General features: G+C 68.1%; 23 protein-coding genes and 3 pseudogenes. 8 read left to right on the top strand and 18 right to left on the bottom strand.

Going from position 1 to position 26,773, the window contains the following annotated elements:
* Positions 1 to 47 precede the first annotated feature (47 nt).
* The 5 genes and pseudogenes from AB0L89_RS22220 to AB0L89_RS22200 form a co-directional block, all read right to left on the bottom strand.
* A pseudogene (locus AB0L89_RS22220) lies at positions 48 to 296 on the bottom strand (ATP-binding protein); the annotation flags it as partial.
* 115 nt (positions 297 to 411) lie between these two features.
* Positions 412 to 1,935, bottom strand: coding sequence for a group II intron reverse transcriptase/maturase (gene ltrA / locus AB0L89_RS22215; RefSeq protein WP_365143345.1), 1,524 nt, complete (start codon positions 1,933 to 1,935; stop codon positions 412 to 414).
* Between the two features lie 606 nt (positions 1,936 to 2,541).
* Positions 2,542 to 3,087, bottom strand: a pseudogene (locus AB0L89_RS22210) (ATP-binding protein); the annotation flags it as partial.
* Complete coding sequence (gene istA / locus AB0L89_RS22205) at positions 3,081 to 4,733, bottom strand: IS21 family transposase (RefSeq protein ID WP_365143343.1); 1,653 nt, start codon at positions 4,731 to 4,733, stop codon at positions 3,081 to 3,083. The gene istA and the pseudogene AB0L89_RS22210, both read right to left, overlap by 7 nt.
* 336 nt (positions 4,734 to 5,069) lie before the next feature.
* On the bottom strand, positions 5,070 to 5,414 hold the full coding sequence (locus AB0L89_RS22200) for an aminoglycoside phosphotransferase (protein ID WP_365143341.1): 345 nt from the start codon (positions 5,412 to 5,414) through the stop codon (positions 5,070 to 5,072).
* Positions 5,415 to 6,285: 871 nt separating this feature from the next.
* Here AB0L89_RS22200 and AB0L89_RS22195 point away from each other — a divergent pair.
* Entirely contained in the window at positions 6,286 to 6,729 is a 444-nt protein-coding gene (locus tag AB0L89_RS22195) for a hypothetical protein (RefSeq protein ID WP_365143339.1), read from the top strand.
* Between the two features lie 39 nt (positions 6,730 to 6,768).
* On the opposite strand, the gene AB0L89_RS22190 is transcribed toward AB0L89_RS22195, so the two are convergent.
* On the bottom strand, positions 6,769 to 8,070 hold the full coding sequence (locus AB0L89_RS22190) for a hypothetical protein (protein WP_365143337.1): 1,302 nt from the start codon (positions 8,068 to 8,070) through the stop codon (positions 6,769 to 6,771).
* A 239-nt stretch (positions 8,071 to 8,309) separates the two neighbouring features.
* Here AB0L89_RS22190 and AB0L89_RS22185 point away from each other — a divergent pair, with 239 nt between their 5' ends.
* The gene (locus AB0L89_RS22185; RefSeq protein WP_365143335.1) at positions 8,310 to 8,447 is read left to right on the top strand and encodes a hypothetical protein; all 138 of its coding nucleotides are present in this window, start codon (positions 8,310 to 8,312) and stop codon (positions 8,445 to 8,447) included.
* Between the two features lie 218 nt (positions 8,448 to 8,665).
* On the opposite strand, the gene AB0L89_RS22180 is transcribed toward AB0L89_RS22185, so the two are convergent.
* Positions 8,666 to 9,010 carry a hypothetical protein gene (locus AB0L89_RS22180; RefSeq protein WP_365143333.1) on the bottom strand — a complete coding sequence of 115 codons (345 nt, stop codon included), beginning with the start codon at positions 9,008 to 9,010 and terminating at the stop codon, positions 8,666 to 8,668.
* Positions 9,011 to 9,214: 204 nt separating this feature from the next.
* Between AB0L89_RS22180 and AB0L89_RS22175 the strand changes: the two genes are divergently transcribed.
* A complete protein-coding gene (locus tag AB0L89_RS22175; protein WP_365143332.1) occupies positions 9,215 to 10,132 on the top strand; it encodes a hypothetical protein in 918 nt (305 codons plus the stop codon).
* 770 nt (positions 10,133 to 10,902) lie between these two features.
* Here the strand turns inward: AB0L89_RS22175 and AB0L89_RS22170 are convergent.
* Complete coding sequence (locus tag AB0L89_RS22170) at positions 10,903 to 11,910, bottom strand: hypothetical protein (protein ID WP_365143330.1); 1,008 nt, start codon at positions 11,908 to 11,910, stop codon at positions 10,903 to 10,905.
* Positions 11,911 to 12,324: 414 nt separating this feature from the next.
* Positions 12,325 to 13,635, bottom strand: a complete 1,311-nt coding sequence (locus tag AB0L89_RS22165; protein WP_365143328.1) for a pentapeptide repeat-containing protein — start codon at positions 13,633 to 13,635, stop codon at positions 12,325 to 12,327.
* 61 nt (positions 13,636 to 13,696) lie between these two features.
* On the opposite strand from AB0L89_RS22165, the gene AB0L89_RS22160 reads away from it, so the two are divergent.
* Together AB0L89_RS22160 and AB0L89_RS22155 are read left to right on the top strand one after the other, a co-directional pair.
* Entirely contained in the window at positions 13,697 to 13,879 is a 183-nt protein-coding gene (locus tag AB0L89_RS22160) for a hypothetical protein (protein WP_365143326.1), read from the top strand.
* An 882-nt stretch (positions 13,880 to 14,761) separates the two neighbouring features.
* Positions 14,762 to 15,511 (top strand): hypothetical protein, encoded by a 750-nt coding sequence (locus tag AB0L89_RS22155; RefSeq protein WP_365143324.1) that lies wholly within the window; start codon positions 14,762 to 14,764, stop codon positions 15,509 to 15,511.
* Between the two features lie 239 nt (positions 15,512 to 15,750).
* Here the strand turns inward: AB0L89_RS22155 and AB0L89_RS22150 are convergent, their stop codons facing one another.
* Entirely contained in the window at positions 15,751 to 15,933 is a 183-nt protein-coding gene (locus AB0L89_RS22150) for a hypothetical protein (RefSeq protein WP_365143322.1), read from the bottom strand.
* 728 nt (positions 15,934 to 16,661) lie between these two features.
* Between AB0L89_RS22150 and AB0L89_RS22145 the strand changes: the two are divergent.
* The 3 genes and pseudogenes from AB0L89_RS22145 to AB0L89_RS22135 all read left to right on the top strand — a co-directional run.
* Positions 16,662 to 16,784 (top strand): annotated as a pseudogene (locus AB0L89_RS22145) (sigma factor-like helix-turn-helix DNA-binding protein); the annotation flags it as partial.
* Positions 16,785 to 17,292: 508 nt separating this feature from the next.
* Positions 17,293 to 19,227: an AAA family ATPase gene (locus AB0L89_RS22140; RefSeq protein ID WP_365143320.1), complete on the top strand. Its 1,935-nt coding sequence runs from the start codon at positions 17,293 to 17,295 to the stop codon at positions 19,225 to 19,227.
* Positions 19,224 to 21,041 (top strand): UvrD-helicase domain-containing protein, encoded by a 1,818-nt coding sequence (locus AB0L89_RS22135; protein WP_365143318.1) that lies wholly within the window; start codon positions 19,224 to 19,226, stop codon positions 21,039 to 21,041. Before AB0L89_RS22140 ends, AB0L89_RS22135 begins: the two co-directional genes overlap by 4 nt.
* Here AB0L89_RS22135 and AB0L89_RS22130 read toward each other — a convergent pair.
* The 8 genes from AB0L89_RS22130 to AB0L89_RS22095 form a co-directional block, all read right to left on the bottom strand.
* Positions 20,957 to 21,565, bottom strand: coding sequence for a hypothetical protein (locus AB0L89_RS22130; RefSeq protein WP_365143316.1), 609 nt, complete (start codon positions 21,563 to 21,565; stop codon positions 20,957 to 20,959). The genes AB0L89_RS22135 and AB0L89_RS22130 overlap by 85 nt on opposite strands.
* A complete protein-coding gene (locus tag AB0L89_RS22125; RefSeq protein ID WP_365143314.1) occupies positions 21,565 to 21,822 on the bottom strand; it encodes a hypothetical protein in 258 nt (85 codons plus the stop codon). The genes AB0L89_RS22130 and AB0L89_RS22125 overlap by 1 nt, the downstream gene beginning before the upstream one ends.
* 78 nt (positions 21,823 to 21,900) lie before the next feature.
* Complete coding sequence (locus AB0L89_RS22120) at positions 21,901 to 22,449, bottom strand: hypothetical protein (RefSeq protein WP_365143312.1); 549 nt, start codon at positions 22,447 to 22,449, stop codon at positions 21,901 to 21,903.
* Between the two features lie 133 nt (positions 22,450 to 22,582).
* Positions 22,583 to 23,869: a hypothetical protein gene (locus AB0L89_RS22115; protein WP_365143310.1), complete on the bottom strand. Its 1,287-nt coding sequence runs from the start codon at positions 23,867 to 23,869 to the stop codon at positions 22,583 to 22,585.
* A 126-nt stretch (positions 23,870 to 23,995) separates the two neighbouring features.
* Positions 23,996 to 24,274, bottom strand: a complete 279-nt coding sequence (locus AB0L89_RS22110; protein WP_365143308.1) for a hypothetical protein — start codon at positions 24,272 to 24,274, stop codon at positions 23,996 to 23,998.
* 56 nt (positions 24,275 to 24,330) lie between these two features.
* Positions 24,331 to 24,456, bottom strand: coding sequence for a hypothetical protein (locus AB0L89_RS22105; protein ID WP_365143306.1), 126 nt, complete (start codon positions 24,454 to 24,456; stop codon positions 24,331 to 24,333).
* Positions 24,446 to 25,672, bottom strand: a complete 1,227-nt coding sequence (locus tag AB0L89_RS22100; RefSeq protein WP_365143407.1) for an integrase — start codon at positions 25,670 to 25,672, stop codon at positions 24,446 to 24,448. Before AB0L89_RS22100 ends, AB0L89_RS22105 begins: the two co-directional genes overlap by 11 nt.
* 118 nt (positions 25,673 to 25,790) lie before the next feature.
* Positions 25,791 to 26,765, bottom strand: coding sequence for a hypothetical protein (locus tag AB0L89_RS22095; RefSeq protein ID WP_365143304.1), 975 nt, complete (start codon positions 26,763 to 26,765; stop codon positions 25,791 to 25,793).
* Positions 26,766 to 26,773: the final 8 nt, after the last annotated feature.

The following is a 26,773-nucleotide window of genomic DNA, read 5'->3' as shown; positions in this document are numbered from 1 at the left end:
TTGACCAGCGCAGTCAGGACCGTCCTGGGATCCGGATGGCCGTCTGCTCAGCCGATGGCGGTCTGTTCAGCCAGGGCTTTGGTGTGGGCGAGGCGGTAGGAGTCAGTGCCGGTCTGGATGATCGCGCCGTTGAAGGTGAGCCGGTCGACGATGGCCGCGCAGAGCCGCGGATCGGTGAACGTCTTCGTCCACCCCGAGAACGACTCGTTGGAGGCGATCGCGACGCTGTTCTTCTCCTCGCGTTCAGTCAGAACCTGGAACAGCAACTCGGCGCCGTGCCGGTCGAGTTCCATGTGTTGGGTCGGGGACGAGACGCCGTGCACTGTTTCCAGTGCCGGTTTTCCCGTCCCCGCCCGCCGAACCGGACGTGCCCGTTGGCCGAGCATCCGGCTCTCCACGTGATCCGATGTGTCAGGCGAGGTATTCGCTGACCTGGCCGACGAAGGCCACATCGTCGTGGTTCGTCCGGCGGAAACGTGCTCCGTCGGGATCGACCTCGTCGATGTTGTAAGGCGTGCTGATCTGCGCTCCACGAAACGTGTATCGCTGGACCCGCATCTTCGCCGGGTTGTAGAGGACGATTCCGCCCTCCGTGATGCGATCCGCCCCGTAATAGCGGCGGCGCAACTGTTTCCAGGTCAGGTGGGGGTGCTTGTAGCGAATCCAGAGGATCAGCCTCCACCACGCGTACCAGCCGAGGTAGGAGAACGTTCTCTTCGATGCGCCGTAGCGGAAATAGGCCGCCCAGCCCCGAAGGACGGGGTTGACCGTCCGCAGCACCTCCTCCAACGAGAGCGATGTCGTACTTCGCCCCGTCAGTTTCTTGATCTTGTGCATCACCGACGCCAAGGCAGGCTTGGACGGAATAGTGAGCACGACGCGACGACCGTCGCCGAAGGGTCTTCGCTGGATGTGGAAGCCCAGGAAGACGAAGCCGTCATCGATATGGGTGATGTGGGTCTTCTCGACCGAGAGGGTCATCTTCAGCCTGCGGGCCAGCAGTTCACCGATCTCCGCCTTGAGCGTCTCGGCTTCGGACTTGATGCCGTACACCAGCACGACAAAGTCATCGGCGTATCGCACCAGGCGAAAGTTCGGCCGCCCCATGCGGCGTCGGTATTGCCGACGCCATGGTGGGGTCATCTCCTTGTCCCAGATCCGCGAGAAATGCCGGTCCAGGACCGAGAGATAGATGTTGGCCAGCAGAGGGGAGGCGACTCCTCCTTGCGGAGTGCCCGTGAGGGTCTCCGCGAATCCACCGTGCAGCTCGACAACTCCGGCCCGTAGAAACGCACTGACCAGCCGCAGGACCTTGCGGTCCTTGACGCGCTCGGCCACCAGGTCCATCAGGACGTGATGGTCGACGTTGTCGAAGCAAGCCTTGATGTCGCCCTCGATGACCCAGTCGTAGGTCGACGGCTTGCGAGTGAAGCGGTGGATTTCGGCGATGGCATCCTGGGCCCGACGTCCGGGCCGATACCCGTAGCTCGACGGGTAGAAATCAGCCTCGAAGATCGGCTCCAGGACCAGCTTGAGGGCCATCTGTGCGACGCGGTCCCGCAGGGTGGGGATGCCCAAGTAACGGACCTTGCCGTTCTTCTTGGGAATCGCCGCCTGCTTGACCGGAAGCGCAGTGAAGGACCCGTCCTTGAGTGAGGAGCGAAGCTCCTCCAGGAATGGAATCACTCCATGACGTTCCTCAATGTGGAAGCGGGTGACCGCATCCACACCTGCTGTCCTGGCGCCCCGGTTGCCTGCCACCCGTTCCCAGGCCACCACCAAAGTGGCCCGGTCACAGATCAAGTTGAATACATCATCGAACCGGCGATCCGGTTCGTTCCTTGCCCATCGGTGCAGCTTGATCTGATGATCGAGTACCCGTCGCGCGGCCGTCATACTGCCCGGCCATGTTGTCGACGGCGCGTCGTTATTCAACAACGTTCCTCCCCGACAGCAGTCCTGCTGCCATCACGCTGCCGCCCTTCCCCCTGTGACCGGCTTTCCCGGCCTCCGAGTACTACGGCGACTCCGCCACGATCTGGCGTCATCAGCGGGCATTGCGCCTGCCCGCCGCCCGGCCGGCTGCCGGACGGGAAGGGCGATGCCAGATCGCTTCCCACGTTCACTGAGGATCTCTGTGACGGCTTCGGTGCCCAGCTATACCCCGGCAGCATCGCCGCGGACCGCACATCGCAGTCTTGGTCCAGGCCTCCCGGCGCCCATAGGCTAAAGACGCCGAAAGAGGAGAGGCCATCGGATAGAGCACTCTCCAGCACTGCAAAGCGGCCCATCCACCAGGTTCGGCAGGCCGCTGACGACTCACGGGACGTCAACCACTGGTTCAGTTTCCTTGCACCCATTCCGTCTTCGCTTGCGGGCACGAACCGTCTGGTGGTGTCGGTCCGCCCCTACGTTGTCGAGGCTGCTTCCGGCCTCACCCCCAACCCGGGGTTCAGCCTGCCCCCAGCTTCAACCGGTCCCTGCGAGGACCGGCGGCGGGCCTCTCATCCCGCGAGATCCATCAGCGCCTCGTGGCGCACATCCGAGCTCGTCGATGCGTAAGAGATCGACGCGTCCGTAGCGGGCGATGGTCTTGGTCAGCTGCTTTTCGTCAGCGGCCTCGACCAGCTCGTTGACCAGCTTGGTGGCCAGCACGTAGCGGACGCGGAAGCCCTGCATGGCGGCCTCGGTGCCCAGCGCGATCAGCAGGTGGGATTTGCCGGTTCCGGAGTCGCCGATCAGGCAGAGCGGCTCGCCTTTCTTGACCCACTCGCAGGTCGCCAGGGTGTTGACGGTGGCGGCGTCGACGCTGGGGTTGGCGTCGAAGTCGAAGGCCCGCAGCGACTTCTCCCGTGGGAACGCGGCGGCCCGGATCCGGCGCTCGGAGCGGCGCCGGCCCCGGTCGTCGCACTCGGCCATCAACAACTCGGCCAGGAACGCCCGATACGACATCTGGTCGCGGGCCGCCGCGTCGGTCATGTCCTTGAACTGCTGGCGGATGGAGGGCAGCCGCAGCATGCGGCATGCCTGGTCGATGGAGGCGGTTGCGGCTTCTTCGGTCAGCCCGCGCTTGCGTGGACTCATGATCCTTCTTTCCTTCCGGCCGTGCGGCCGGGCCGTTTGAGGAGCTGGTCGTAGTGGGTCACCGACGGCAACGGCCGGTTGTCCGGCGGCAGATGGGACAGCCTCCAGTCCGCGAGAAACGTCACCGACGCGCTGTCCCCGTCCGCCTTGGCTCTGGTCGACGTCGCGCGCGTTGGGACGGGCTCGCTGTCGCTCTCGGCAACCTTGCGGGCCTCCAGAGCGACCGCGTCAGCGGTCAGAGCTCCGGCCCGGTAGGCGGCCGCGAGCCCGGCCACGACCTGCTCGTGGTCCATGTGCCGCGCCAGCAGCAGCACCTCAATCAGGGCCCGGGTGCCGGCGGCCTCGCCGTGCGCGGCCTTTGCCGCAGCCCACCATTTGTCGTGGACCGGCGTGAAACGGCCCGCGGAGCGGGCCTGCTCCAGCGCGGTCGAGCCGGGGAAGGCGCCCGGCTTACGCATCAACGCCTCCAGATAGTGATCCAGCAGCAGACACGAGCCGCCGACCTTGCCGAGGCGCTCGTGACGGGCGACCTCGGTGCGGCCGTCAATTACGATCAGCTCGTTGGCGTGCAGCAGCACCCGCAGCTGCCGTCCGGTGAACCGCACCGGCACCGAGTACACATTGCCACGCACCCCGATCTGGCTGAATCGGTTGACCCGCGGGGTCAGCCAGCGGCCCGTCTCGAACGCCTCGAGCGGCAGCGGCTTGAGCAGGCCCTGCTCTTGAGCGAAGTACTCGCCGATCGTGCGGGTGCGCGAGCGAATCCGGCGCCCGTCATCGGCCGCGTCCCACCCGTCGACCAGTTCGTTCAGCTCGGCGAGCGAGGTGACCTCGGGAACGGGGACGAAGTGGTTGCGGCGGAAGTAGCCGATTTGCCCCTCGACCCCGCCCTTCTCGTGGGCACCCTCGATGCCGGGCATGCAGTAGAACGGCTCGATGCCCCAGTGCGAGCGGAACGCCGTCCACCGCTCCGCCTCATGGCGGCCCCGGCCGCGGCCCATCCCCCGCTCGACCGCGGCCCGCAGGTTGTCGTAACGGATCCGGTGTCGTGGAACTCCGCCCAGCGTCCGGAACGCATGCACGTGCCCCTCGAAGAACGCCTCCTGGCCCGCGGTGGCGAACACCCGGTGCACCGACTTGCCGGAGAACGACAGCCGCAGCGAAAACAGATAGACCCGCGCGTCCTGGCCCGCCAGGCGGACATGGAACTCGCCGAAGTCGACCTCGGCCTCCGCACCGGGCAGATGCGTCTGCGGCACGAACACCGCCGCAGGCCCCAGCCCGGCTTCCCGCCGCACCTCCGCCCGGCGCCACTTCACATACCGACGCACCATCGGGTACGAGATGTCGAGCGCGGCGTGCTCGTCGACGAGCCGGTCGAAGATGCGCTGCACGGTGTGCTGCTGCTTGACCGGCGCGTCCAGGTCCGACCGCAGCATCTTGTCGATCAGATCCGTGTACGCATCCAGCCGTGACTCCCGCCGCCTCGGCGACTTGCGCGGCTCAGGCCACTGCCCGTCCAACGCACGCCGCACCGTGCGCCAGGTGACGTTGTACTTACGCTGCAGCGCCCGCTGTGAAAGCCCGTTCTGGCGATGGTCTCGGCGAATCGCAGCGTACAGATCGACCTTCGAATCCGACTTCCCCATCGGGCCTCCTGCGGCAAAGGCACACCCCACCGTCCCACCGCAAGCCCCTGGGTGACGTCAAAACAAGTAGACATCGCAAACTCGGTCAGGAGGTGACTCCCGCGGTCATGTCGAAACGACTCCCCACCTCGGATACAAAGCCACACGACTCCGAGACGCGGCTGGCCAACGTGTAGATGACTGACCGCCCTGTCCCGAGTGTCTGACTATCGGGCGGCCCTGGCCGTGTGGTGGCCGAGCAGTCGACCCCGTTCGCGCGCACGCGGCTGGGGAGAAGGGGCCGCTCCTCGACATCCCTCTCAGAAGCACGGTCTCCGGTCGGAACAAGCAACTTCGTCAGTCGAGCAGCGCTCGCAATCGGTCGGCCTGCCGCTCCGTGGTGCCAGCCGGATTTCTGACGTTCTCGTGGTCGAAGGCCAGGAGGAACAGCCAGACCAGGGCGATGAGCCGGCGGCAGTCCCGCAGCCGTGATTCCTCGGCCGCGGTCAGGTCGAAGTAGCCCAGGAACGTGGGGACATCGAGCGGGTGCTCCACCCAACTGCCTACATGTTCCGTGATCTCAGCAAGTTCGAAAGCCCGGTCACTGCGGCCCGAGTCCTCGAAGTCGACCACCTGGACCCTGGCGCCGTCCCAGAGATAGTTGGCGAGGTTGCCGTCTCCCGGTCCGAAGACCGGCGGCACTCTACGGCTTCATCAGTGCTCAGGCCCGACTGCGCCAACCATTGCAGCCCATCGTTCATGGCCAGCGCCACCGGGCCGCCGGCCCGAGGACGAACCGTCACGGCCCACTCCTGGAGCTGGGCGATGAGATCACCCTGCTGGCCGGGCCGGACGGGAACCTGCCGGAGTACGTCGTCGGGCACCGCGGCATGGAGTTCGTTCAGCGCGTCAGCCAGGGCTTTGATCTGCTCACCCTCCAGCGAGTACCCCCGCAGGGGAGCACCGGCAAGACGGGACATCACTACCGTCGGCTCCTGGGTCGCAAGATTCGCAGTGCCCGGGACGGGAGCCAGCCCGGGGGCATACGCAGCCAACAGCTTCAGAGCACGCCATTCACGTTGAGCACGCTCGCCATCCCCAAGCTGCAACCGCTTGATCACTTGGCTGGAAGCCAACTCAACCGCATGAGTTCCCCACCCGGCAGAGTCCATGAGCAGCGATCATGCCAGGCAGGGGCCGTGCCCGGGGCGCTAGACGGAACCGTCGGCGCAGGTCAGCGGCAGCATCGGGATTATCGTCGCGGAGCAGGCTCACCAGAGTGGCGTCCTTTTCCGCCAGAGAGATCGTGGTGACCCAGGCCTCGTACATGGTGCCGGTGGGTTTCGGGCCGGGACGCGGCAGCGGCGCGGACGCTGCGGTGATCAGGTCCGGGTCGATGTGCAGGAAGCTGGCGAGGTCGCCGAGCGAGTCAGGCAGAGCGGCAAGTCCGGCGGGGTTTCGCAGATGCCTGCGCGCACTGGACGTGCTTGAGCGGCGTCTGGAACCGTTCGTCCTAGGTTCCAGGGCCGGGTAGCGTCGTTGGGGCAGTGGCGCGAGTGAGTGGAGTAGCTGTATGGCGTTGGTGCATCGCGGGCAATTCCCGGTCCTGGTCGAGCGGTTCTTGCTCTGGCTGCAGGACGCCGACGAGGACGTGATCGACGACTGGCCTGACGAAGCGGAGGGGTTGGTGTCGGCGCAGCACGGGCGCGTGGACATCAGGTCGAAAGGCCATACGCACAAGGCTGCGGTCACGGTCGAGGTCTGGGATGCGCCGCCGGAGCCGGACCGTTCCGTTGCCTGGGAGGCGACGGGCGAGGCGGAGCTGGATTCCGCGTCGGGGCACCTGCAGTTCCACACGGCCGGCGGGCCGGACAAGAACGAGATCAGCCTGGGTGCTGCGGATCGTCGGTGGCGGCTGCGCGCCCATGTCGTGGGGCAGGAAGAGGTCGCGGCTCTCGCCGAGCAGGGCGTGCCCGATGGGGTGGAGCGTTTCCTGCTGCAGTTCTGGCCGGTGTGAGGGCTCCTGTGGGCGGGTGCCGCCCACAGGAGGTGGCGGTCAGGACACCTTGATCTGGAATCCGTCGTCGGGGCCGTCGATGATGCGGTTCTTGGCGTAGAAGCTGCTCATGATCCTGCCGCCGGCTTCGTTGTCGGCGTTGGGGATGGGCCGGGCGGAGAAGTTCTTCTTGGGCGCCTTGCCCTGCGGGTCGTACTTCTTCAGTGCCTGCGCGGCGCCTTCGTAGGTGGTGGAGAAGGGGAACTCATCGCACTGCTTGGTCCGGTTCTCCGCGTAGCCGGGCCCCCACTTGGCCTTGCACGCCTTGATCGCCTCATCCCGGTTGTCCTCGCGGCGTTTATCGTCGTGATACAGGCGGGTGAGGGGCTCCTTGGCGGTGCGGCCGGGGATGTCCTTCTTGGTATTGGCCGGCTCGGTCGTCGTCGGCTTGGTGTAGGCATCCTTGATGTGCTGTGCCGCGAGCCTCTCCTTGGCGCCGGCCTTGGTGCTGAACGGCATCGCCACCGCATAGCTGAACGTGGCCCCGCCATCGGCCCTGGCCCCGGCCAGGTACTTCGCCTTGTCCCAGCGCGGCGCCAGGAAGAACGGCGCGCCCTTCAGGGGCCCGGTCATCTTCCAGCCGCCGGTCACCTTCAAGGAGAGCTCGGGCTGGAAGATGGTGAAGAGCCCGTCATCGGGGCCCGAGCCCGTACCGGACTTGCCGGTCAGGTTGTGGGAGAAGCCGGGATCGGGCTGCGCGGCAAGCGTCGCCCAGCTCTGTCCGGTGGGCAGGTCGCCGCCCTGGCTGATCCGTGCACTGGCCGGCCACGTCTGGGGCAGGATCACCTTCGGCGTGAGGATCAACCCGGGTGCCCCGGTGGTGCCGGTGGTCTCGAACCGGTAGTGGTGGCGTACGTTCACGGTCCGGCTGCCCTTGGCGATGGTGCCCACGGCCATGAAGTTGATCCGGCTCTGACCGGAGGGCCGGTTCTGGACGAACCAGGCCTGGTTGAACGAGGCGCCCGAGCAGACCGCGAACCGAGACTTGATGTAGAACTTCTTGCTTGAGCCCAGGCCCTTGGCGCATTCCTTGGCAGTCATGGTCCGCGACGGGTCCGGGTAGGGGGACACCGCCGCCCGCTGGGCCAGGCTGCTGGACGTGGCCGGCGGCGCGGTTGCGGACGGAGCACTCGACTTCGGTGCCCACCGCCCGGCGGGACCGAGTGTTTCCGGAGCTGCCTGAGGCTGCGTCAGGTCCGCCGCGCTCTCTGCGGCGGTGCGTGTCGTCGAGCTGCTGTCGGTGAAGCCCTCGAGCGTCGGCCACGGGGCGCCGAGGGGGCCGATGGTGGAGACGACCTCCAACTTCCCGTCAGGCTCGTCGAGCGCCTGCGAGGAGGCCGGAAGTGCCACAGACATCACAACGGCAGCGATGGACGCCGCGGTCCAGCGTCTGCGGAACCGTGGTGTGCGAGTTGATCTCAGCATCTGTTCTCACAAGGTTGTGGCCGGCCTGTCACCGGCCGTGTTCGAAGACGGGCACCACATGATCATTTGGGTAAATGCAGCGTCAATGAACTTTCAGGACAGACACGTTGCAACCGATGGCCGATGGTGTCGGTGAGCTGGGGGAGTACCTGAAGCAGGCTCTGGCGTGGGAGCACCGAACGACCGCGTGCGGAGAGACGTTCGGTGCGATGGATCGTCAGCACGGATCGGATGTGTCGGGCGAGGAGACCTGAGCTTCGCTCAAAGACCGGCTGCTTCCGCGCCAAGGGGTAGTCCGTGGGTTGCAGAAGGCGCGGTGCCATCAATTGCGGCAGGTGGGTCGCCTATGCCCAGAGGCGTGCGAGGCGGGAGCGGAACGCGCCCGCCCGGGCAACGGACGTCGTCCTCGATGCGGCCCTGGTCGATGCGGATGCCGGTTCCCTGGTGCACGCAGGGAATCGGGTGCGATCGGTCAGGTGAGGGTGGTGGAACCGCTTGTCGCGTCACGGCCTGAACTGGTCGGGATTGGCGACGTGCCAGTCTGCTTGCCACTGCTCTGGAGGGTCATTCGGTAGCTGCTTGTCCTCCAGCCACTGATACAGATCGGCGTAAGTTCACCGAGGACATTGCCGCGCAGGGCTTCTGTTTCGCAGTAGGGGTGAATGAGGGGCACGAGGAGCACAGCGAGGCGAGACAGTTCCGCGCCGACGAATTCCGCGCCCCCCAACATGGGGCCGCGGAGCCGCAGCCAGCCCAGGTGAGTCTCGCCGTTCCTGCCCTCCACGACCAAGGTGAACTGCTGCTGCGTGATGGGCACGTCCTTCATCGGACGCCTGACAGCACGTCAGAGTCTCGATGCACCCTGAACTGATGGGGTCTTGAAAGCGCCCTACGACACGGGAGGGGTTTTACGCTGGCTGTCTGACACACAGGCCGGTCACCTTGGGGGTTGGGGTAGGTGCGCCACGTACCGCCGCGGCAGGGCTCGCGAGGGCCGAAGCGGGAGCACGGCAGACGTCCCTTGGAGCAGCGGCGGTGGTGGATCTTCGGCACGGTCGTGGTCCTGCCCACTCTCTACTTCGCCGGGCAGTACCTCTTCGCCCCGGGCAGCGAGGTCCGTGCCCAGCATGCGGTGGAGGAAGACCAGGAGCGGGAACTGGCCGGGAAGCCCGCGCTGCTCGCCTCCTCGAAGCAGATATGGGACTCAGGCCCGGACGGCTGGTCGTGGGTGTTCGACCATCCCGTCAGCGAAGCTGACCTCCGCGGGGTAGGAGACATACTCGCCGGCCGGACCGGCCTACCGATCGGGGAGTCCGAGGCCGCGGCCAGGGCCATGCGCAAGGTGGGCGGCTGGCGCATCGGTTCCTTCTGCGTCAACGGGGGGAAGAACAAGAAGCTCGACTGCCGCGAAGTGAGCCGCCACAAGGTCACCCTCACCGGCAACCGCACGGAGAAGGTCCTCATCACGGGCATCCGCGCGCGCGTTCTCTCCGAACGCAGGGCGCCGCACGGAGCCTTCGCCCATTCCCCGCCGCAGGGCGGCGGTGCTGTGGAGCAGGCGTACATCGACCTGGACTCGGCAGACAAGGAAGCGGTCGCGGTCAGCGACAGCAGTTCCAACAAGTGGCGCCCTTACACCGATGTCGAGACCAGGTGGGTGGAGAAGGGCGAGCCCCTGGTGTTCGAGTTCGTCTCCGGTACCCGCCGGGACGTGGACTACCGCTGGCGGCTGGAACTGACGGTCTCCTACGACGGGCGCACCGAGACCGTCACCGTCCCCGCCAAGGACCACGCTCCCTTCCGGACGGTCGGCTGGGGCCTGGAGCGTGCGTACAGCAAGCGTCTGGTTTTCGACCCCTACGTCCGTACCCTCGGTGTCTCCCGCAGTCGCCCCGGTGTCTACAGCGAACTCGCTCCGGATGAGGACCTTCCCGGCTGAAGGCTGCGGCAGGGGACGAGAACGCACGCCCCGAGAAGCGTTGCCTAACGCCCGTAGGAGCGGCGGCACAGGGTGGCCCAGGCCGGGTTGATGTCGATTCGGTCGGCCGCGTGGCACAGGTCGCGCATGTCGTAGGTGCGCCCGCCTGCTACGGGCTGGCGGGCAGGGGCCGGTCGCTGCTGTGGGGCGCCCGGGCCGCGGTGTCGTGGCAGCGCGCCGCGGGAGGAGCCGGTCGCTGAACGACGGACTGCGGCCGGGCTGGCTCTGGCTTTCGGGCAGCAGGTGGTGTGCTGCGCGCCGGTGCCTGAGGAGCGGCAGCTCGCAGGGGTGCGGGATGCCGGGCTTCACGGCGGATCTCAACGAGGGCCTCGCGCGCGGGTGGTTCCACGGGGCGCGGTGGCGCGCTGGGCGTGACGGAGCGGGGTACGGGGGAGGGGCGTTGGGCTGTGGACGGCGGCGGGACGGCCATGCAACCGCAGAGGGTCAGTAGGGCGAGGTCCAAGGGCAGGGCGCGGAGACAGCGGGGCATGGGTCCACGGTGCCGTATCCGGCGGCGGGCTGGGCACACGAGCACGCCACCGGTCCGGGTGATCAGTTCATGGGCCCGTGTCTGCGCGCGTACCGGGCCGTTGCCCGGGGCAGCACATGATGTCGGCAGTTCGTACGACGGGCCCGGACACCGGGGCGTGCCTGTGGAGCCGATCCCGGCGGGCGGCACCGGATGCGCACGGTGTGGGATTGCCCCGAGGCCGCCCTGTCCAACTGGTCGCTCAGTGGTTGGAGTAGGGGAGCTGGAGGAGGCTGGCGGCGGCGTGGTGGTAGCCCGCGGCCGGGTCAGTCGGCGCGTACGGTGGCTGAGGGCCGGCGCTGGTGAACCCGTGCAGCTCTGGTCCGGTGACCCATCCGGCGATGGGCAGGCCGGTGGCCGCCATGTCGGCTGCGACGGCGTGAGCGAAGGCCGGGTCGGGGGCGATGGGGTCGCTTTTGGAGGCGCAGACCATGCCGACCACCGGGGAGCGCAGCGCGAGGCCGGTGATGTGGCGCAGTTGGCGGTCGCGCAGGATGGCCGCGCTCTGCTGCGGGGTCAGCGCGCGCTGGGTGCTCTGTGTCCCGTCGGCGGTGAGTACGAGCTGCGATTCGGTGCGCGGCAGGTCGGTGTAGGCGACCAGGACGAAGGCCTCGGCCGCAGGCAAGCACATGGGGAACTCACCCTCGTCGCACAAGATGATGATGTCGAAGTAAGGGCGCATCTCCTCGACGGCCTGGCGCAGTGGTTCGTAGCTCTCCCTGTATGTCTGGGCCGTGAAGAGCGGCCCGCCCACATCCGAGGTCCACGGACACCGGTACTCCACCAGCCGTCCGGGGCCGGTGGGATGTGCCCAGAGCACGGTGGCGCGCGGCCCGTGCTCGACGGGCGGCTCCTCAAGGCTCATCTTGCCGTTCTTCCTGACGAAGTTCAGCGTCGGCCAGGTCTCTTCTGGTTGGCGCAATAGCAGAACTTCCAGCCCCTGGTCGGCCCAAGCGGCGGCCAGCGGCTGTGCCACCGTGAGGGGACAGCGCTGGTAGCGGGCCAGGAACTGCACGACTTGGGGCAGGCGCCGCTGCCGGGAGTCCGTTCGGCCGGTCCCGGATGCCTGCTGGTAGGTGACGCCGGTGCGTGTACTGCGCGTGCGGGTACGGGACTTGCGGGAGTTGGAGCCGCTCTTCACCATCTGATCGTCGTCCAGCCTCGGGGCCCCACGCCATGCCCCGACGGAGTTGACCACAGAGGTGGGCATGGTGAGCATCGGGAGCACGGAGCCCCTGCCACCCGCGGTGGAGGTGCCTTCCTCGGCGCCATGGTCACCCGTGCGGTGGCGTGGGACCCGCGGTGACGGTGCCGAGCGGCGTACGTGTCTGGCCGAGGTGGACTGTAGGGCGCCGAACCAGCACGCAAAGGCAATGACCCCATAGTGGGCGTGTCCCGATGGCCGCAGAAGGAGGCCCCAGCCGTCATTGTGGTCAACTCGTCACTTCCCGCGGGCGTGGCACGCACTAGGCGCTACTGCGCGTGCTCTTCCTCAGGCGCGGCTTCTTCGGCGCAGCCTTCTTGGCCGATGTCTTCGCGTTCTTCCTCTCTGCGGCGGGGGCGAGTTGACGGATGGCGGCATCCTCGCAGGCATCGGTGTGCTGTAGGCCGCGGCAGGCGGCGGTCAGGGCGCCGGTGACCGCCACGGCGGGGGCACGTGGAGCCCGGGTGGCAGGGGCTGCCCGGGCGGGGGCATCAGGTCGACCGGCGCCGGGCCCCGCGCCGAGGCGAGGTCGACGAGGCCGCCGCGGAACTCCGCGGCGGAGAAGTCGACCGTGCCGCCGGAGAACGCTGTGGCGGTGAAGTCGACCGTGCCGCCGGAGAACTCCACGTCGTCGAAGTAGACCTCGGCGCCGGAGAACCGCGCGCTGTTGAAGTCGACCCAGCGGCCAGCGAACGTCGCGCCGGAGAAGTCGACCGTGCCGCCGGAGAACTCCGTGCCGGAGAAGGCGACCCGGCTGCCGGAGAACGCCGCGTCGACGAAGTTGACCGTGGCGCCGGAGAACCGCGCGAAGGAGAAGTTGACCGTGGCGCCGGAGAACTGCGCGCGGACGAAATTGACCCCACCGTCGGAGAACCGCGCGCCAACGAAGTCGACCCGGCCGCCGGAAAACCGCGCGCCGGAGAAGTAAACCCGGCCGCCGGAAAACTCCGCCTCGGAGAAGGCGACCCGGCCGCCGGAGAACACCGCTCCGGAGAAGTCGACCGTGCCGCCAGCGAACGTCGCGCCGGAGAAGTCGACCGTGCCGCCGGCGGTGAACACCGCGCCGGAGAAGTTCCCGCCGTCGAAGACGACTCCGGTGAAGTCGAAGTGGTGACCGCGCCAGGAGACGTGTGTCTCCTCGGGGCCGGCCGCGGTGCGGTCCCGGATGAGGCGGATGACGGTGTGCCGCACCTCGCGCAGCGCCAGGTAGGCGTGCCGGGCGGCGGTGTCGTCCGGCGGGAGGTCGGCCTCGGCGGTGTAGGGCAGCCGCAGGTACGCGCACAGCACGTCGATGCACGTCTGGCGGAGCAGGGTGGTGGGGGCGTCGTCGGCGAGCCCGGCCAGCGCGTGCACCCCGCCCAGGCGGACCGCGGCGGACTCCTCGCCGAGCTGGGACACGGCGGTGGTGAACCGTTCGGTGTGCAGCCGGGTCGCCTCGCGCAGCGCGCCGTCCTCGTCCACCCGCTGGCGCCGGTAGGCCACCACCAGGGCGACCAGTGCGCCCGCCCCGGCCACCACCCCGAAGGAGAGTTTCACCAGGTCGAAGAGCGTCTTGGCGTCGAGGCGCCGCTGCGTTTTCAGGCCGTGGGCGCCCAGCAGGTCCCACCCGGCCACGAACACTCCGGCCGCGATGGCGACCGCAGCGGCGAAGGTCGAGGCGAGCACGAGGCCCACTGGCCACAGGCGCAGGCGGCGCCGGTCGGTCCGGCGCCGGAACAGAGAGGAGGTCACATGTACCCAAGACCCTGCCCGGCAGTGCAGCGGTTGCGCCGGTTCCCGTCAGGCTGGCGTCATGGCTTTGGATCATCCTGTGGTCGTGTATCCGCCCGATGAGGATGGCGGGCGTCGTGTGCGGGTCGACGGGCAGATTTCCGGCAGGGCATACAGCCTCCGGGACGTGGCCGCGTTTTTGCAGGAGGCCGGCCTCCAGGACTACGACGAGATGGACGTAGTCCGCTCCACGCTGATCGAGTGACGCGGCGGCGGCCCTGAGGACTGGACGCACTGAGATGACCAACAAGCCCCTCCCTCCTTCGGCGCATCGCCGATGGAGAAGAAGAGAGGGCACCGGACCTCGCGTCGTCCTTGTGGAAGGAGGCCCGCCCTCTGTGCGCTGACGAGACTTCATCGGCCAGCAGGAACGGGCCTGTAACGCTGCTGCGTCACCTGGATGTCAGTGCCGTCGGGCAGGCTTGCCTCTCGACCGGCTTGTCGCCTCCGTTTCGTCCTCCTCCTGGCGGTCGAAGGACGAGACGGAGGACGCGTACGTCAGAACCGCATCGTGAGCCAGGCGAGGACTGCTCCGGCGAAGTACTGGCCGAAGGTCTTACCGAACCCGCTGAGCACGCCCAGAGCTACAGCTCCGATGACGCTGCTCAGGATGCGGTGATGGGTGACGAAGCCGCGTACGGCCCCCCACAGCGCTGTGCCACGGGCGGCGCCGGAGACCCAGCACCGGACAAGGAAAGCACGGAGGGCCTCCCACCACGACTTCCAACGGGGGATGCGGGTCGACGACAGGTCGAACCGCCCCGTAACCTCGGGGTTGGAACTGATGGTTCTTCTCCAATCATGAAGTGCGTGACGTGCTTCGAGACCAGGTGCAAGACCCGTCGGACTGCTGTGTGGCCCCCCGTTGGCGCGGGGGGCCACAGTCGTTTCACCTCCAGATAGCTCGACCGGACCGGACTGCTGCGCGCCGGGAACCCGTTGGCGCGGTGCTCCACCCAAGACCGTTCCTGTCCTTGGCGGGGCCGCTCCGCGGCGCGTTAGGAGTTTATGGGTGGCCACTGACAATCGGTTTGTGTACAAAAACGTCGCGAGACATCAAGCGCCGTGAAGACGGGGGACCTTGAACATGCCTGCTCGGCCGCGTATCCCGAACCCGCAAGACGGCGATCTCCAGGCGTTCGCGTTCGATCTGCGCGAACTCGGTGTAGGGAAGGTCGGAGTCAGCTGGATCGCCACCCACTGGGAGACCAGCCCTTCACGCGCAGCTCTCTACGCGGCACTGTCCGGCAAGCGACTGCCGGAGCCCGACACGGTCAGCACGCTGCTGCGCTGGTGGGCCGGGAGCCCCGATGCGGAACGAGCCCAGGACTCTCTGCGCGGGGATCCGATCTGGGGCTGGATCGAACGCCTCCCTGCAGAGCATGAAGCCCGTGATCAAGCGCAGGAGTGGAAAGCCCGATATCTGGCTCTCGCCCGCCGTGAAGGGCGCCGGCGTTGGCAGCCAAGGCCCGACGCCCTTCCCGTGCAGATCGATGTCCCCCGCGAACAGCATCTCTTCATCGCCCAGCTCGAAGCCCTCCTCGCGAAGACGGGATTGGAAGACAGCCTCTGGTTGATCTTCGGAACAGACACCCTGCGGATCGACCGCTACCTCCAGGGGCAGGTGATCCCGAACGACACCTGGTGCTCCCGCATCGTCTGGACATTGGTGATGTTCATCGACGGGCTGGACGTGGAAACCGAGAGCGACCGGCTGCGGAGGGCTGCCGCCCTTGCCCGAGCCGCACGGGTCCGGGACCGGCGAATCGCCCGCAAAACCTCGCCTGCGCGCCTGACTCCGCGTTCTGCCGCGGCCCCGAAGAGAGGCGCCCGTTGACCTGCGTCCGCAACAGCACGGAAGGGAGTCGGTGACTTCTGTTCCGTCGAAGGTGCCGTCCGGCGTCGAGGATGACGAGGCTCTCGATCTCGTAGGCAACCTCTGTCGTGGGTTGCCGCGGCGAGCGCAGCCCACGAGGTAGCGGCTTGTGAGTGTCGGCCGCCTGGGGGAGTTTTACGGCCGTAAAACTCCCCCAGGCACGCCTGATCGCATGAAGAGCCAGGGCGCGGTCCGTCGGTCTACTGGCTGCCTGCGGCCAGGACGGCGGCGAGGATGGTGGCGATCGTGTCCATGGCCGTGGGGCCGGTTGTGATGGCGGGGCGGAGGGCCGGGTAGCGGTGCACGGAGTAGACGGCTCCGCCAACGATCGATGAGGCGATCACCAACAGCAGCAGGAAGACGAGCAGAGCGAGCGTGGACATCGGGTTTCCCCCTCGGGATCAGGCACACGGAACGGTTCCGTGCGCGGGATAGGGCGGGTTGAGGAGCACTTCTTCGGACGGCGTCAGGTTCATGGAGGCGGGGGCTAGCGGCGCAACCGGCCCCATGACAGGGCTGAAGCCCTCGATGGCAAGGGAGTTGCCGGGAAGGCGTGGCGCGCTCTGAATCTCCACCGGCCGGAAGCGGCATTCAATGAGCTCGGTTATTGAATGGGCAGACGTGGTGCTGTATGCCGCACTCCTGCACTCGCGCGCCGCCCCCAGCCGTCCTGCCGGCCGGGTCCCGTCAGACCGCCACAAGGCCCCTCTCACCGAGGAACCGGAGAGGCCCTCCCCCACCCCGGCGCTCCCCCTTACGACCTCGTACAACTGGAACAGAGCGTGTCGAACGCTCGGATCGCCGTACCGGGCACACCGTGGACCACCCCACCCCAAGCCGCGCAAGGCACCACCACCCGAGGGCAGACGTGCGTGAGCTGGCCGAGGGCTCTACGCACGCCCCCCCCCGCGCGAGGCACGCGTAGAGCACCTCGTCACACCTGCGCTCGTAGAGCAGCTCACCACCCCTGAACGTTCAGGTGTGCTCGGCGAGGGCGCCGCAGGTGCTCCGGCACGCCCGCCATGTGCCCGCCACGGTCACCCGCTCCGTGGCGGGCACATGGCGCGCTGCACTGCGCCCGCGCTGACCGGGCAGAAAGGGCTGGCGGACCCTCGCCCTGCGCTTCCTGCAGGGACTGTCGGTCGGCGAGACCGCCCGCATCATGGGCAAGAGCGAGGGCGCGTTCAAGACACTGCAGCACCGTGCAGTACGCGCACTGGCCAAGGCCCTGCCCACTTTCGAACCGCCCGCCCCGCGGGAACGTGCGGACCAACAGCCCGCGCGGGACGATCCGTTGGTCTCCCGCGCCCTGCCCGAGGTGGCCGTCGAATGCACCAAGCTCGAGCGGCCCACCGCCACTGCACGTCGACGCATACGGTCCGCCCTGCAACGCCAGCCGGCACTGTCCGCGCGATGACGGGTCGGCGCACTGCCGGCAGGACCGGTGCCGCATTCACCGCGCCCTCTTTCCGCACACCGGCCGATCCCGCCGTGACAGCCCCCGCGCTATCGCAGCGGAACTCCGCACAACTGCAGCTTCGCCCCTGGCGACAGCGGCAGGGCCACATCCTGATGTGCCGCCGACATATTCCAAACAGCCGCCAAAGTGATTCTTCCACCAGTATCCTCCGACTCCAGCAGAAGAAATGGGGGAGAAGTTGTACCTGGGGAGAATCAGGGCCAAGGGGTTCAAGTCGCTGCTGGACATGGATGTTCCGCTGCGACAGGGCGTCTCCGTGGTCGTGGGGGAGAACAACGCCGGCAAATCGAACTTCGTCGACGCGTTGCGCCTGCTGACAGATCCGCTGGATGGGCGGCGCACCCGCTGGTGGGATCCGGATGATGTGCATCCCTGGGCGGAGGGCGCCAGCGCTCAACTGTCCGCAGTGTACGCGGGACTTGAGGACGTCGAAGCAGCAACTCATCTGCAGGCGCTCGTTCCGCAGAGAGACGAGCCGGGCCTGGGGGAGGGGCTGCGCGCCCGCTACAGCGTCGCTTTCACACGCCCTGCGCAGGGAGAACGAGCCCAGCGCCCCGTCTGGTCGGCCGGCCGGATGCTGGACGATCCCGAGCCTGAAGCGCGCCGTACGGTCCGGCACGTGTACCTGCCGCCGATGCGCAATGCCCAGCAGGAGCTTGCGTCCAGCTCCGGAAACAGGCTGCGGCTGATCCTCGCCGCGGAGCTGGGCGGCGAGGAGGCGGTCAAGGCCTTCGAGGAGGAACAGGCCCAGCACTTCCGGAACCTGGAGGAGCACGACAAGATCCAGAAGGTACGCGGGCGGATCAACGACCCGCTGGCCCAGCTGACGGCCGGAGCACATCCCCAGCACATGGGACTGTCGTTCGCCGATCCGACTCTGGTGTCCATCGCCCGGGCCCTGCGGACCCGCATGAGCGATGAAGGCCTCCACATCGAGGACATCGCACGCTCCGGACTCGGCTACGCCAACCTCTTGTACATAGCCACCGTCCTGGCCGAACTCGAGGCCGCCCGCGGCGCAGACCTCACCCTCTTCCTGGTCGAGGAGCCCGAGGCCCACCTGCATCCGCAGCTGCAGAACCTGCTGCTGGACCACCTCAAGGCCAGAGCCCTGCAGTCGCAGAAGAACACCCCCGAGATCGAAGGCGCGCCGCTCGGCCGCATCCAGGTGATCATCACGACCCACTCGCCGGTCCTCGCCGCCGCGACCACGGTCGAGGACCTGGTGGTCCTCAAACGGCGCCGCACCGCCACCCCGGCGGCGTTCGCGGGTACAGAGCCGGCCACCGACGAGGCGACCGGCCAGGACGAGCCGGCGGACTCCGTCTCGCTGACTGTGGCCAAGCCGACGTTCGCCTTCACCACCGCAGCCGTGCCCATCGCCTCCATCCCCTTCACCGAGCACGAGCCCGCCAAGCTCGACCGCTACCTGGACATCACCAAGAGCGCCATGCTGTTCGGCACCCGTGTGATCCTCGTCGAGGGCCTGGCCGAAGCGCTGCTGCTGCCCGCCTTCGCCCGCCTGGTCCTGGACGCCATCCCCGACGACACGGACCGCGCCCGCGCCCATGCCGTCTTCCGAGGCAGCTGCATCGTGGCCGTCGACGGCGTGGACTTCACCCCCTACCTGCGTGCGCTGCTCGCTGACGTCCACGGAGCACGCGTCGCCGACAAGGTGGTCGTCATCACCGACCAGGACCCGCGAGCGACGCAGGACGACGACGAGACCACCCCTGCGGCCGCCCCGGATGACAACCCCGCCCAAGCCGCCCCGGCACCAGAAGAAGACGGCCAGGACGACCCCGAAGAGGTCGGCTTCAACCGGGCTGTCTTTCTCCGCAGGCACCTGCAGGACTGGAAGGTACCCGAGAGCACCTTCCACATCGCCGAGAGCAGACCCACCCTCGAACCGGAACTGATGCAGCCGGCCAACCGCCAGCTGCTCGCTGACGTCTTCTTCGACCTGCGCCCCCGCTCGGCACGTCGCTGGCAGCCCATCGACGAAGCACCGACCCCCGAAAAGAGAGCAGCTGCCTTCGGCGCCCTGTTCAGCACGGGCAACAACAAGCTCCCCAAGGGAGACTTCGCCTACCGACTCGCGGACCGGCTGACCAGAGCACCCGGCGGCTTCGTGGTACCTGAACACATCGCCGCCGCCATCCGGTGGATCGCAGCAGCACCCGGCGAGGACGCATGAACCCCATCGACGCCCGCCGGGCCCAGGCCGAAGAGCGCCAACAGCAAGCCGCGCACGCGCAAGCCCCCCTGTTCCTGCGCGCCTGCCCCGGCGCAGGCAAAACCCGCGTCCTGGTCGACCGCCACTGCCGCACACCGCCTGGCCCCGTACGGTCCGGCAGAGCACTGCTGTCCTTCACCAACGTCGCCGCCGACGAACTGCGCGACCGCTGCGCGGGCAACCGCCCCGACCTCATCTCCTTCCCCCACTTCATCGGCACCTTCGACAGCTTCCTCTGGCGCTACCTGGTCCGGCCGTTCCTGCCCGCCACCCCCGCTTGGCAGCACATCCGGTCCTGGGACCAGGTCCGCGCCGCCATCGTCGGCCCCCGCAAGATCCCGCTGTCCGAGTTCCGCTTCACCTACAACCCCGACACCCGCCACACACAGGTCGAATGGCCGACACCGGACAAAGCAAGGACCCTGGCCAACTCCACCTATACAGAAGCGGACTACGTCCGCTTCGCCAGACAGCGGCGCGACGTGCTGTGGCAGACCCGCGGCTACATGACCGGGCACGAGACCCGCGTCGCAGCCCTCGACCACGTCCGCAACCCGACCATCACCAAACTGCTGCGCGACCGCTTCACCGAGATCGTCGTCGACGAAGCCCAGGACTGTTCCACACTCGACCTTGCGATCCTGAAGCACCTCCACCAGGCCGGCCTGCCGTTGGTGATCGTCGCCGACACCGATCAGGGCATCTACGAATGGAACGACGCCCGGCCACAGGAACTGCTCACCTTCACAGTGCACTTGGCGAACCACCTGGAGCTCAACGGCAACTGGCGCAGCAGCCCGCCCGTCTGCCAGCTGGCCGCCACCCTTCGCCCCGCCACGCGCAGCCTCGCCGACGATCCGGTAGGCAAGCACCACGACACGCAAACCCCCGTGCTGCTCCTGCCCTACGGCCGACATCGCAAGAAGGCCTCAGGCCTCACCGACATCGCCGACGCCAGCGACGTCCTTGTTCGGCACGCCGAACGCAAGGGAATCACAGCCGACAACTGCATGGCCCTGGCCTACAACAACAACGCCATTCCCAAGGCGCACTCCCGCCCGGCACTGCACCCTCCCAAGGGAGCCGGCAGCGGTATCAAGCTCGCCTGGGCGGCTGCCGTGTTCGCCGCAACCGAGACACCTCCCGCCGCCCGCCAGCATGCCCTGACCATCGCCAGCACGCTGCTCAGCGACTACTGGCACCCCGACGCCGAAGGAAGCCTCACCGAGATCCTGGCAGCACACGCCATTGAGCCCGCGCTCCTGAGCCGTCGCGCCGCACGGTTCCTGGCCGCACTGCCGCCCGTCGACCAGACCCCGGCCCGCGTCTGGCGCAGCGAAGCCCTCGCCGTACTCAAAGCCCAAAGCCCGCCCTCCGGAACTGCTCCCGCCCGCCCGAAGGCCCTGAAGCTGGCCAACAAAGAGCTGGACGAACCCATCGCGGCACTGGCTCACGTACCGCACGGCGACCACGAGGACGCGCCCGCCGCGGCCATGCGCGGATCCAGCATTCACCGGGCCAAGGGCAAGGAAGCCGATGCCGTCCTCGTCCACCTGCCCACATCGCAAGCCGTGTCCGAGCTCTTGCAGGCCTGGGCCGACCCACAACTGCACACGGGGAACTCCGAGCTGCTGCGGACCTACTACGTTGCCCTCACACGCGCACGCCGCCTCCTGGCACTCACCTATCCCTACTCCAAGCACCAGGACGTCCTCGCACACCTGGACGCGATGGAGATCGAGTACCGGAGCGAGACCGGACCACTCACCGTCTGACACCGACCCGCACCCCCGGGCGTACAGCCCGCACGCCGGGGGTACGGCGGCTCTGCCTCAGGGGGCTGAACCGCCAGTCGCGGATCGGGCGGGATGACCTCACCGACCAGCCCGCGGGCTGCTGCCTCCTGGTTGGCCCAGGTGATGAAGTCCTCCACCCGGACGCCCAGGCTGTGCACGGTGAGCGAGCCGGTGCCGGCGCGGGTGCCGAGCAGATCGTGGGCGTGGTGATCGAATAGCAACTGCCGCTGAGGCACCATGCGTTCCAGAACCCGGATGGCGTTCACTACGGGGGCGATGGCCACCCAGGGGACGTCGCGGATCTCGCCTTCGGAGTGGTGGTTGCCGTCCTTGTCGCGAGCCGTCTTGTACACCGTGCTCGTGATTAAGTGCCGCCCGGTGCGCCCCGCACTGTCCGGCTTGGGGTCGGGGCAGCAGCCGCTGCGCAGTCCGGCCACCTCGCCGGGGCGCATTCTGGTCAGATAGGCGATGACGATGAAGCACGCCGTGCCCAACTGGCGCATCAGGGAACCTGCTTCGGTGTAGTCGACGGCTTCTCTCTACACGGCGCGCTGCCGAGTTGGCCGGTGACCGGGACACGCAGCGGGCACGGGCCGGGACGCTCCAGGGCGGCCTGCCGCCACCCGTGATCGCGGGTGGCGTTGTAGACCTGATTCAGGGAGGCGCCGGTGAGGGCCGCGATATAGGCACCCGCGATCGTGGTTCGGCCCGGCCACCCGGTGGTCGGAATCGGCAGTTGGCCGGCGTCGATGCGGTCCATGAAGGCCCGAAGAGCAGCGCGTGAGGCGGGCGTGGCGATGTTCGCGGCGGCCGTCGCACGCAGCCTGTTGTGTTCGGCTCAGGCGGTCAGGATGTCGTCGCTGAACTCCTCGACCGTGCGGATCGCCCACACGAGCAGCGGGCTCATGGTCTGCTCACTGATCGCCTCGGTGGCGTTCTCGCCGCCGGGCGTCGACGACGGCAGGAAATCGTCCACCCCCTCCGTCTCCCACGGCGGGCAGGCGATGCCGCTGGGACGGCCGCAGATCTGATCGAAGACCCACAGCCGGGTCAGCGACGACAGCATGCTGTGCACGGTGATGCGGGCCGCCCCGCTGTCGCGCACGTGCCGGCCGTAATCGCCCAGTACCTGGGTGGTGCAGGCGCTCGGCGTGGTGATGCCCCGGCCGGTGAGCCACGCGGCCAGCCGGCACCAGGTGTTGATCGTCTGGTAGAGCGCCTTGGGCGCCTGGCGGGAGCGCCAGGTGGGATGGCGCTCCCGCAGGAACACCGCGGGCAGCTCGCCGTTGATCATCGTCCAGGCGGCCAGCCGCAGCTCCTCGCGGAACATATCGGGGAACGTCGGCCAGTGGATGGTGGTCTGTGTGACCCCAGGGTTGGCGTTCATGGGGATCAGCGGCCAGGCTGGCGCCGCGTAGTGCGCGATGGGGCCGCAGTAGCCGTCGACGATCCGGTGGGCGGGATGACGGGGGTGTCGGGGCCGGGAAGAACAAGGGCCGGAGCAGGAGTTGGTGTGGCCGTCACGGATCGAGGTCTCCGTTGAGCAGCAGGGCGATGAGGTGGCGGTCGGTGTCGCTCACGTCGGTCAGGGCGCGGGTCCACTCCGCGGTGCCGAGCTGGCCCTTGAGGTGTTCCAGGCGGGCGTGCCCCTCCTCCCAGTGGTGCTGCCACTCGCCGGGCTCGAGGGCGGTGCGCAGTTTGTCGAGCGCGTGGTGCAGGTGGGCCAGGCGGCTGTAATGGGCGGGGTGGATTCGGGCGTTGGGGCAGGCCAGGCACATCAGGAAGGAGGCCGAGCAGCCTCCGTCGGGGCCGGGATAGGGGCTGTTGCCGACGTCATGGCAGTTGGCGGTGGCGGTCGGCTGGTCGGCCGGATCGCCTTGCGCGCGCAGTTCGGCGGCGAACACGGTCGCGTGGGCCGTGGCCACCACGGTTTCGGCGGCCTCGGCGATGACCGGGATCGCTTGCTGGCGGACCTGGGGGTCGGCTAGCGCGTAGACGCGGTCGTGGGTGGCCTGGCTGTTTTGTCCGGGCGCGCGCCGGTGCAGCGTGTTCACCGTCCGCCGCCCCCGGCGAAAGGGCGAGGAAGTAAAGCCCTGTTGGCTCGCCCAGCGATGGGCCGACAGGCCGGAGATCCCGAACCCGAACACTGCGATCCCCGACCTTTCGCCCGCCTCGTGCTGCGGGCGGTCGTCCAGTGGGGCCTTGCCGGAGCGCCAGATCAGCAAGCGGTCCGTGCCAGGGCGCAGCGCGTGCACGGCCGTGCGGGCGAACACGGTGGCCTCCAGCGCTTGCGTGATGAGCCGCCCGGGAGAGGCGGCCCCGTCGTCGGTGAGGTTGCGGGTCTCGAAGTACCGGCCGACGCCCCGCTTGTGCTTCTCCAGCTCGACCCGGTAGATCCGAAGGCCGTCACGGCCGGCGTCCGGGGCTGCTCGCGGCACCTTTAACCGATTGATCACCGACAGGTTCCAGCCGTGCTCGGCCAGCAGCACCCCCAGCGCGACCGTCTCCATCCGGGTCAGAAACAGCCTCTGCCATGTGTGCTCGGGCTTCTGCCCGCCCAACACCCGCGCATAGCGGGCGAGCACCCGGCCGCGCTGGCCAGCCCGGGTATCGCGAGGCACCTCACCGGTGTGGGCCAGACAGCCCAGCGCCTCACCCAGCAGCCATGCCTCGCTGCCACGAGCGAGCACCCCCGAGTGCCACTGGGCGAGGTGGCGGGTGTTATCCGTGATCCGCAGATGCGCCGCACGGAACATCCGCCGTGCTGCGATGACGATCGCGGCGAGCTCCGCACCCTGGAAGGACACCTCCTTAGCCGAGGGGCACAGGACACGGCGAGCGAGCGCTTCCCGCGCCGCCGCGGACAGCCGCGCATCGTCCAGCAACAGCCCCCGCACAGTGGTGATCTGGCGGTAGCCGAGCCGGGTGTTCGGCTAGCTGAACCGCCACTGCGTCCACACCCCCGCGGTCAGTTCGTCGAGGTTGCCAACCGGGGTGTCCAGCCCGGCCAAGTACGCGGTGAACGCCTGCAAGGGACGCCAGAAGTACCTACTGCTGTGGTGCGAGGTCCACCGGCTCGGCACACACCGCGCGGCGAACAGGCGGGCCAGCGAGCGGCGCAGGGCCTCTGAGCCCGGCAGCGTACGGAAGTCGTAGGCCGCGACCGCTCCCGTTCGGTCACGGTGCTCGACGACGAGACCGTTGCCCACCACAACCGGCGCCCTGCACAACGGCGTTGTCGGTAGCGGCGCCGTGCGCCCGCGCCGGCTCATCGATCCGCCCGCTCGGTAACCTGCAGCTTGGCGTCGATGTCCTGGATGCCCTCGGCTTCCCGGGCCAGACACGCGAACACCTCATCCATCTCCCGCGCAAGTTGTTCCCCTTCACCGAACACGGGCGCGGTGGTCAGCAGCGATCGCAGCTGCAGGTCGGCGACCGGAGCCAGATACCGCTTCCGGGTCGTCTCCAAGAACGCATGACCCAAAAGGTCCTGCACCATCCGCCACGGATGCCCCGTACAGCAGCCGGAAGTCCCGCCGTTCCTCGGGACTCAGCCCGAACCGCTGGTCCATCAGATGGTGCAAGATCACCAGCATGTAGAGGGCGAAGCTGTGCCGGCAGGAATGCGGCGTCGCATACAGTGCCCGGCCGTGGTGCGGGTCCAGCCGGCGCTCCAGTTCCGGATCGAGCACCGCCCGGCACCGCTGGTTCGCCGCCGTGAAGACGTTGTTCCACGAATGCGGCTGGAACGGCAGGCCCATCTCGTTCAGCCACAGCCACAGCCACAACGGCTCCACTCCGGCCGGGCCCTCGGTGTACCACGTCATTCGTTCGTCCGAGGTGGCCTCGGGCAGTGCGATACGGCCCGTCACACCCTGGCGGTCGCGCCAGTACACCGTGGGCTTCGGGCCCCGGCTCACCCGTGTGATCAGCCGCATGTCCCGCACACCGTCGTACATGCCCCGTGCCTGGGCCGTGCGGATGGCGTCGGCGCGCGAGGACTCGACGTAGCTTTCGATATCGCCCACCACCTGGGCCTCGACGTAGTAGGTACGGGCCTTCTTGGATCGCGTGACCGCCGCCGCGAGGCGCCCTGTGTAGTAACGGCCGCCCTCCAGGCGCAGTGACGGCACCTCGAACGTCAACAGCGACGCCCCCTCCAGCCGCCGCACACCCGACGAGGTCAACAAGCGCACAAACGCAACGTTGCGACCCTCCAGCCGGCCCACCCAGCCGGGCGAAGGCAGCCCGTCAGCGCCGTAGCCGCGCAGCCCGACGTCCACCCACAGACGGAACGTCCGCGGTGTCAGCCAGTGGACGTTGCTGCCCCTGGCGTCCTTCGCCTTCCCGTCCGGCACCTCGACGACCTGCCCGTGTCGGCCCACCATCCGATGCACCGGCACCGGATTACGCGGCAAGAACTCATTGCCCGGCTTCATCGCCCACGTGTACAGGTTCATCAGCGCAGCCAGTTCGCGGTTCCACTTGTTCCCGCCCACCCGTACCGGGTTCTCGGGTGACATCTGGCGCCAGTACTGGAAGTCGTCGACATCGGACTCGACCGCCTGCGTCCAGACCTTTCCGCGCTGCCGCAGGAAGTTGAGGAACAGGCAGATGTCCGTGATGTAGTTCCGCTTCGTCTCCTTCGTATAGCCGCGGAACGGGCTGCTGCCCGTGTACAGGCTGAGGAGTTCGTCGATGCGGTAGTCCGGCGCCAGCAGAATCGGGTCACCCGTGCGGATCCCGGTTGACGCTTCGCGCTCCGCCAGGTCCGTCCATCCCGCCAGAACAGGTACCCGTCGTGGGGTGATCGGCGCGGGCTTGGGGACCCAGAAAGCACGCCACTTGCTCATCGCGCCACCCTGTCAGATCGGCTACAACACGCCGACTCAATAGGGATGGTCCGGTACTTCTCCCACTCGCCCTGTTCCTCCAGGAACTTGTCCAGCAACGCCTCGTGGTCGCCGGGGTCGGCTGCGTACACCGGCACCAACTCCGTCTTCGCCGCGGGCGGTTTCGCTGGCGTCTGAGGGGTGCTGGCCGCGCCTGACGCCGACATGCCGCTGATGGCTTGGGCGGCTTGCTGTTCCGTTGCGGTGGGCGGTGGGCGGTGGGCGGTGGGCGGTGGGCGGTGGGCGGTGGCGGGCCCGGCCGGACGGCATCGCCGTACAGGCGCTCGAAATCGGCGATGGCTCCGTTGGGGGTGTCGTACGAGCTGCTCACGACCCGCAGGTGGTCTTCGCCGTGGAGGTGAACGCTGTCGGCGTGCTGGTAGGTGCCCACAGCGACGGTGGTGTGGCCGTCGTGAGCGTGGAGGTGGATGGTGAGGAGGCCGGAGTTGATGTCGTCGTGGATCTTCTGGGCGTTGGCGGAGACGAGTCGGATTTCGTCGCGGTCGAGCCAGGTCATGGGGTGGTTGGCCCAGGTCCATTCGGTGTCGATCTCCTCCTGCAGCTGGGCGGTGACGTCCACGGGGATGCCGGCGTCGCGCAGAAGGTTGGCGGTGATGTTGGCGTAGTAGGGCTCCTCGTGGTCGATCCGGACGAGAAGCATCGTGCCGTCGCCGATCGGCCGGAAGCCCTCCGAGGAGAGGGTGGCGCGGGCGGTGTGCTGTGTGCTGCCGGTGAGGGTGGCGACGACGGCGCTGGGGTGCTGGGGGTGCAGGGTGAGGCGGACGTGGGCGTCGGGTGTGGGGTCGGGCATAGGGGGCT

Origin of the sequence: Streptomyces sp. NPDC052114, from assembly GCF_040680155.1 — a bacterium.
In the GTDB taxonomy this organism is placed as follows: domain Bacteria; phylum Actinomycetota; class Actinomycetes; order Streptomycetales; family Streptomycetaceae; genus Streptomyces.
This window is presented reverse-complemented; position numbering and strand designations above follow the sequence as displayed.

Bases quoted from the DNA above. Each gene is read 5' to 3' on its own strand.
- AB0L89_RS22135 (WP_365143318.1), top strand. From the start codon at position 19,224: ATGAACCCCATCGACGCCCGCCGGGCCCAGGCCGAAGAGCGCCAACAG.
- AB0L89_RS22150 (WP_365143322.1), bottom strand. From the start codon at position 15,933: ATGTCCACGCTCGCTCTGCTCGTCTTCCTGCTGCTGTTGGTGATCGCC.
- AB0L89_RS22095 (WP_365143304.1), bottom strand. From the start codon at position 26,765: ATGCCCGACCCCACACCCGACGCCCACGTCCGCCTCACCCTGCACCCC.
- istA (WP_365143343.1), bottom strand. From the start codon at position 4,733: ATGGGGAAGTCGGATTCGAAGGTCGATCTGTACGCTGCGATTCGCCGA.
- AB0L89_RS22185 (WP_365143335.1), top strand. From the start codon at position 8,310: ATGGCCGATGGTGTCGGTGAGCTGGGGGAGTACCTGAAGCAGGCTCTG.
- AB0L89_RS22130 (WP_365143316.1), bottom strand. From the start codon at position 21,565: ATGCGCCAGTTGGGCACGGCGTGCTTCATCGTCATCGCCTATCTGACC.
- AB0L89_RS22120 (WP_365143312.1), bottom strand. From the start codon at position 22,449: ATGAACGCCAACCCTGGGGTCACACAGACCACCATCCACTGGCCGACG.
- AB0L89_RS22170 (WP_365143330.1), bottom strand. From the start codon at position 11,910: ATGCCCACCTCTGTGGTCAACTCCGTCGGGGCATGGCGTGGGGCCCCG.
- AB0L89_RS22155 (WP_365143324.1), top strand. From the start codon at position 14,762: ATGCCTGCTCGGCCGCGTATCCCGAACCCGCAAGACGGCGATCTCCAG.
- AB0L89_RS22160 (WP_365143326.1), top strand. From the start codon at position 13,697: ATGGCTTTGGATCATCCTGTGGTCGTGTATCCGCCCGATGAGGATGGC.
- AB0L89_RS22125 (WP_365143314.1), bottom strand. From the start codon at position 21,822: ATGGACCGCATCGACGCCGGCCAACTGCCGATTCCGACCACCGGGTGG.
- AB0L89_RS22195 (WP_365143339.1), top strand. From the start codon at position 6,286: ATGGCGTTGGTGCATCGCGGGCAATTCCCGGTCCTGGTCGAGCGGTTC.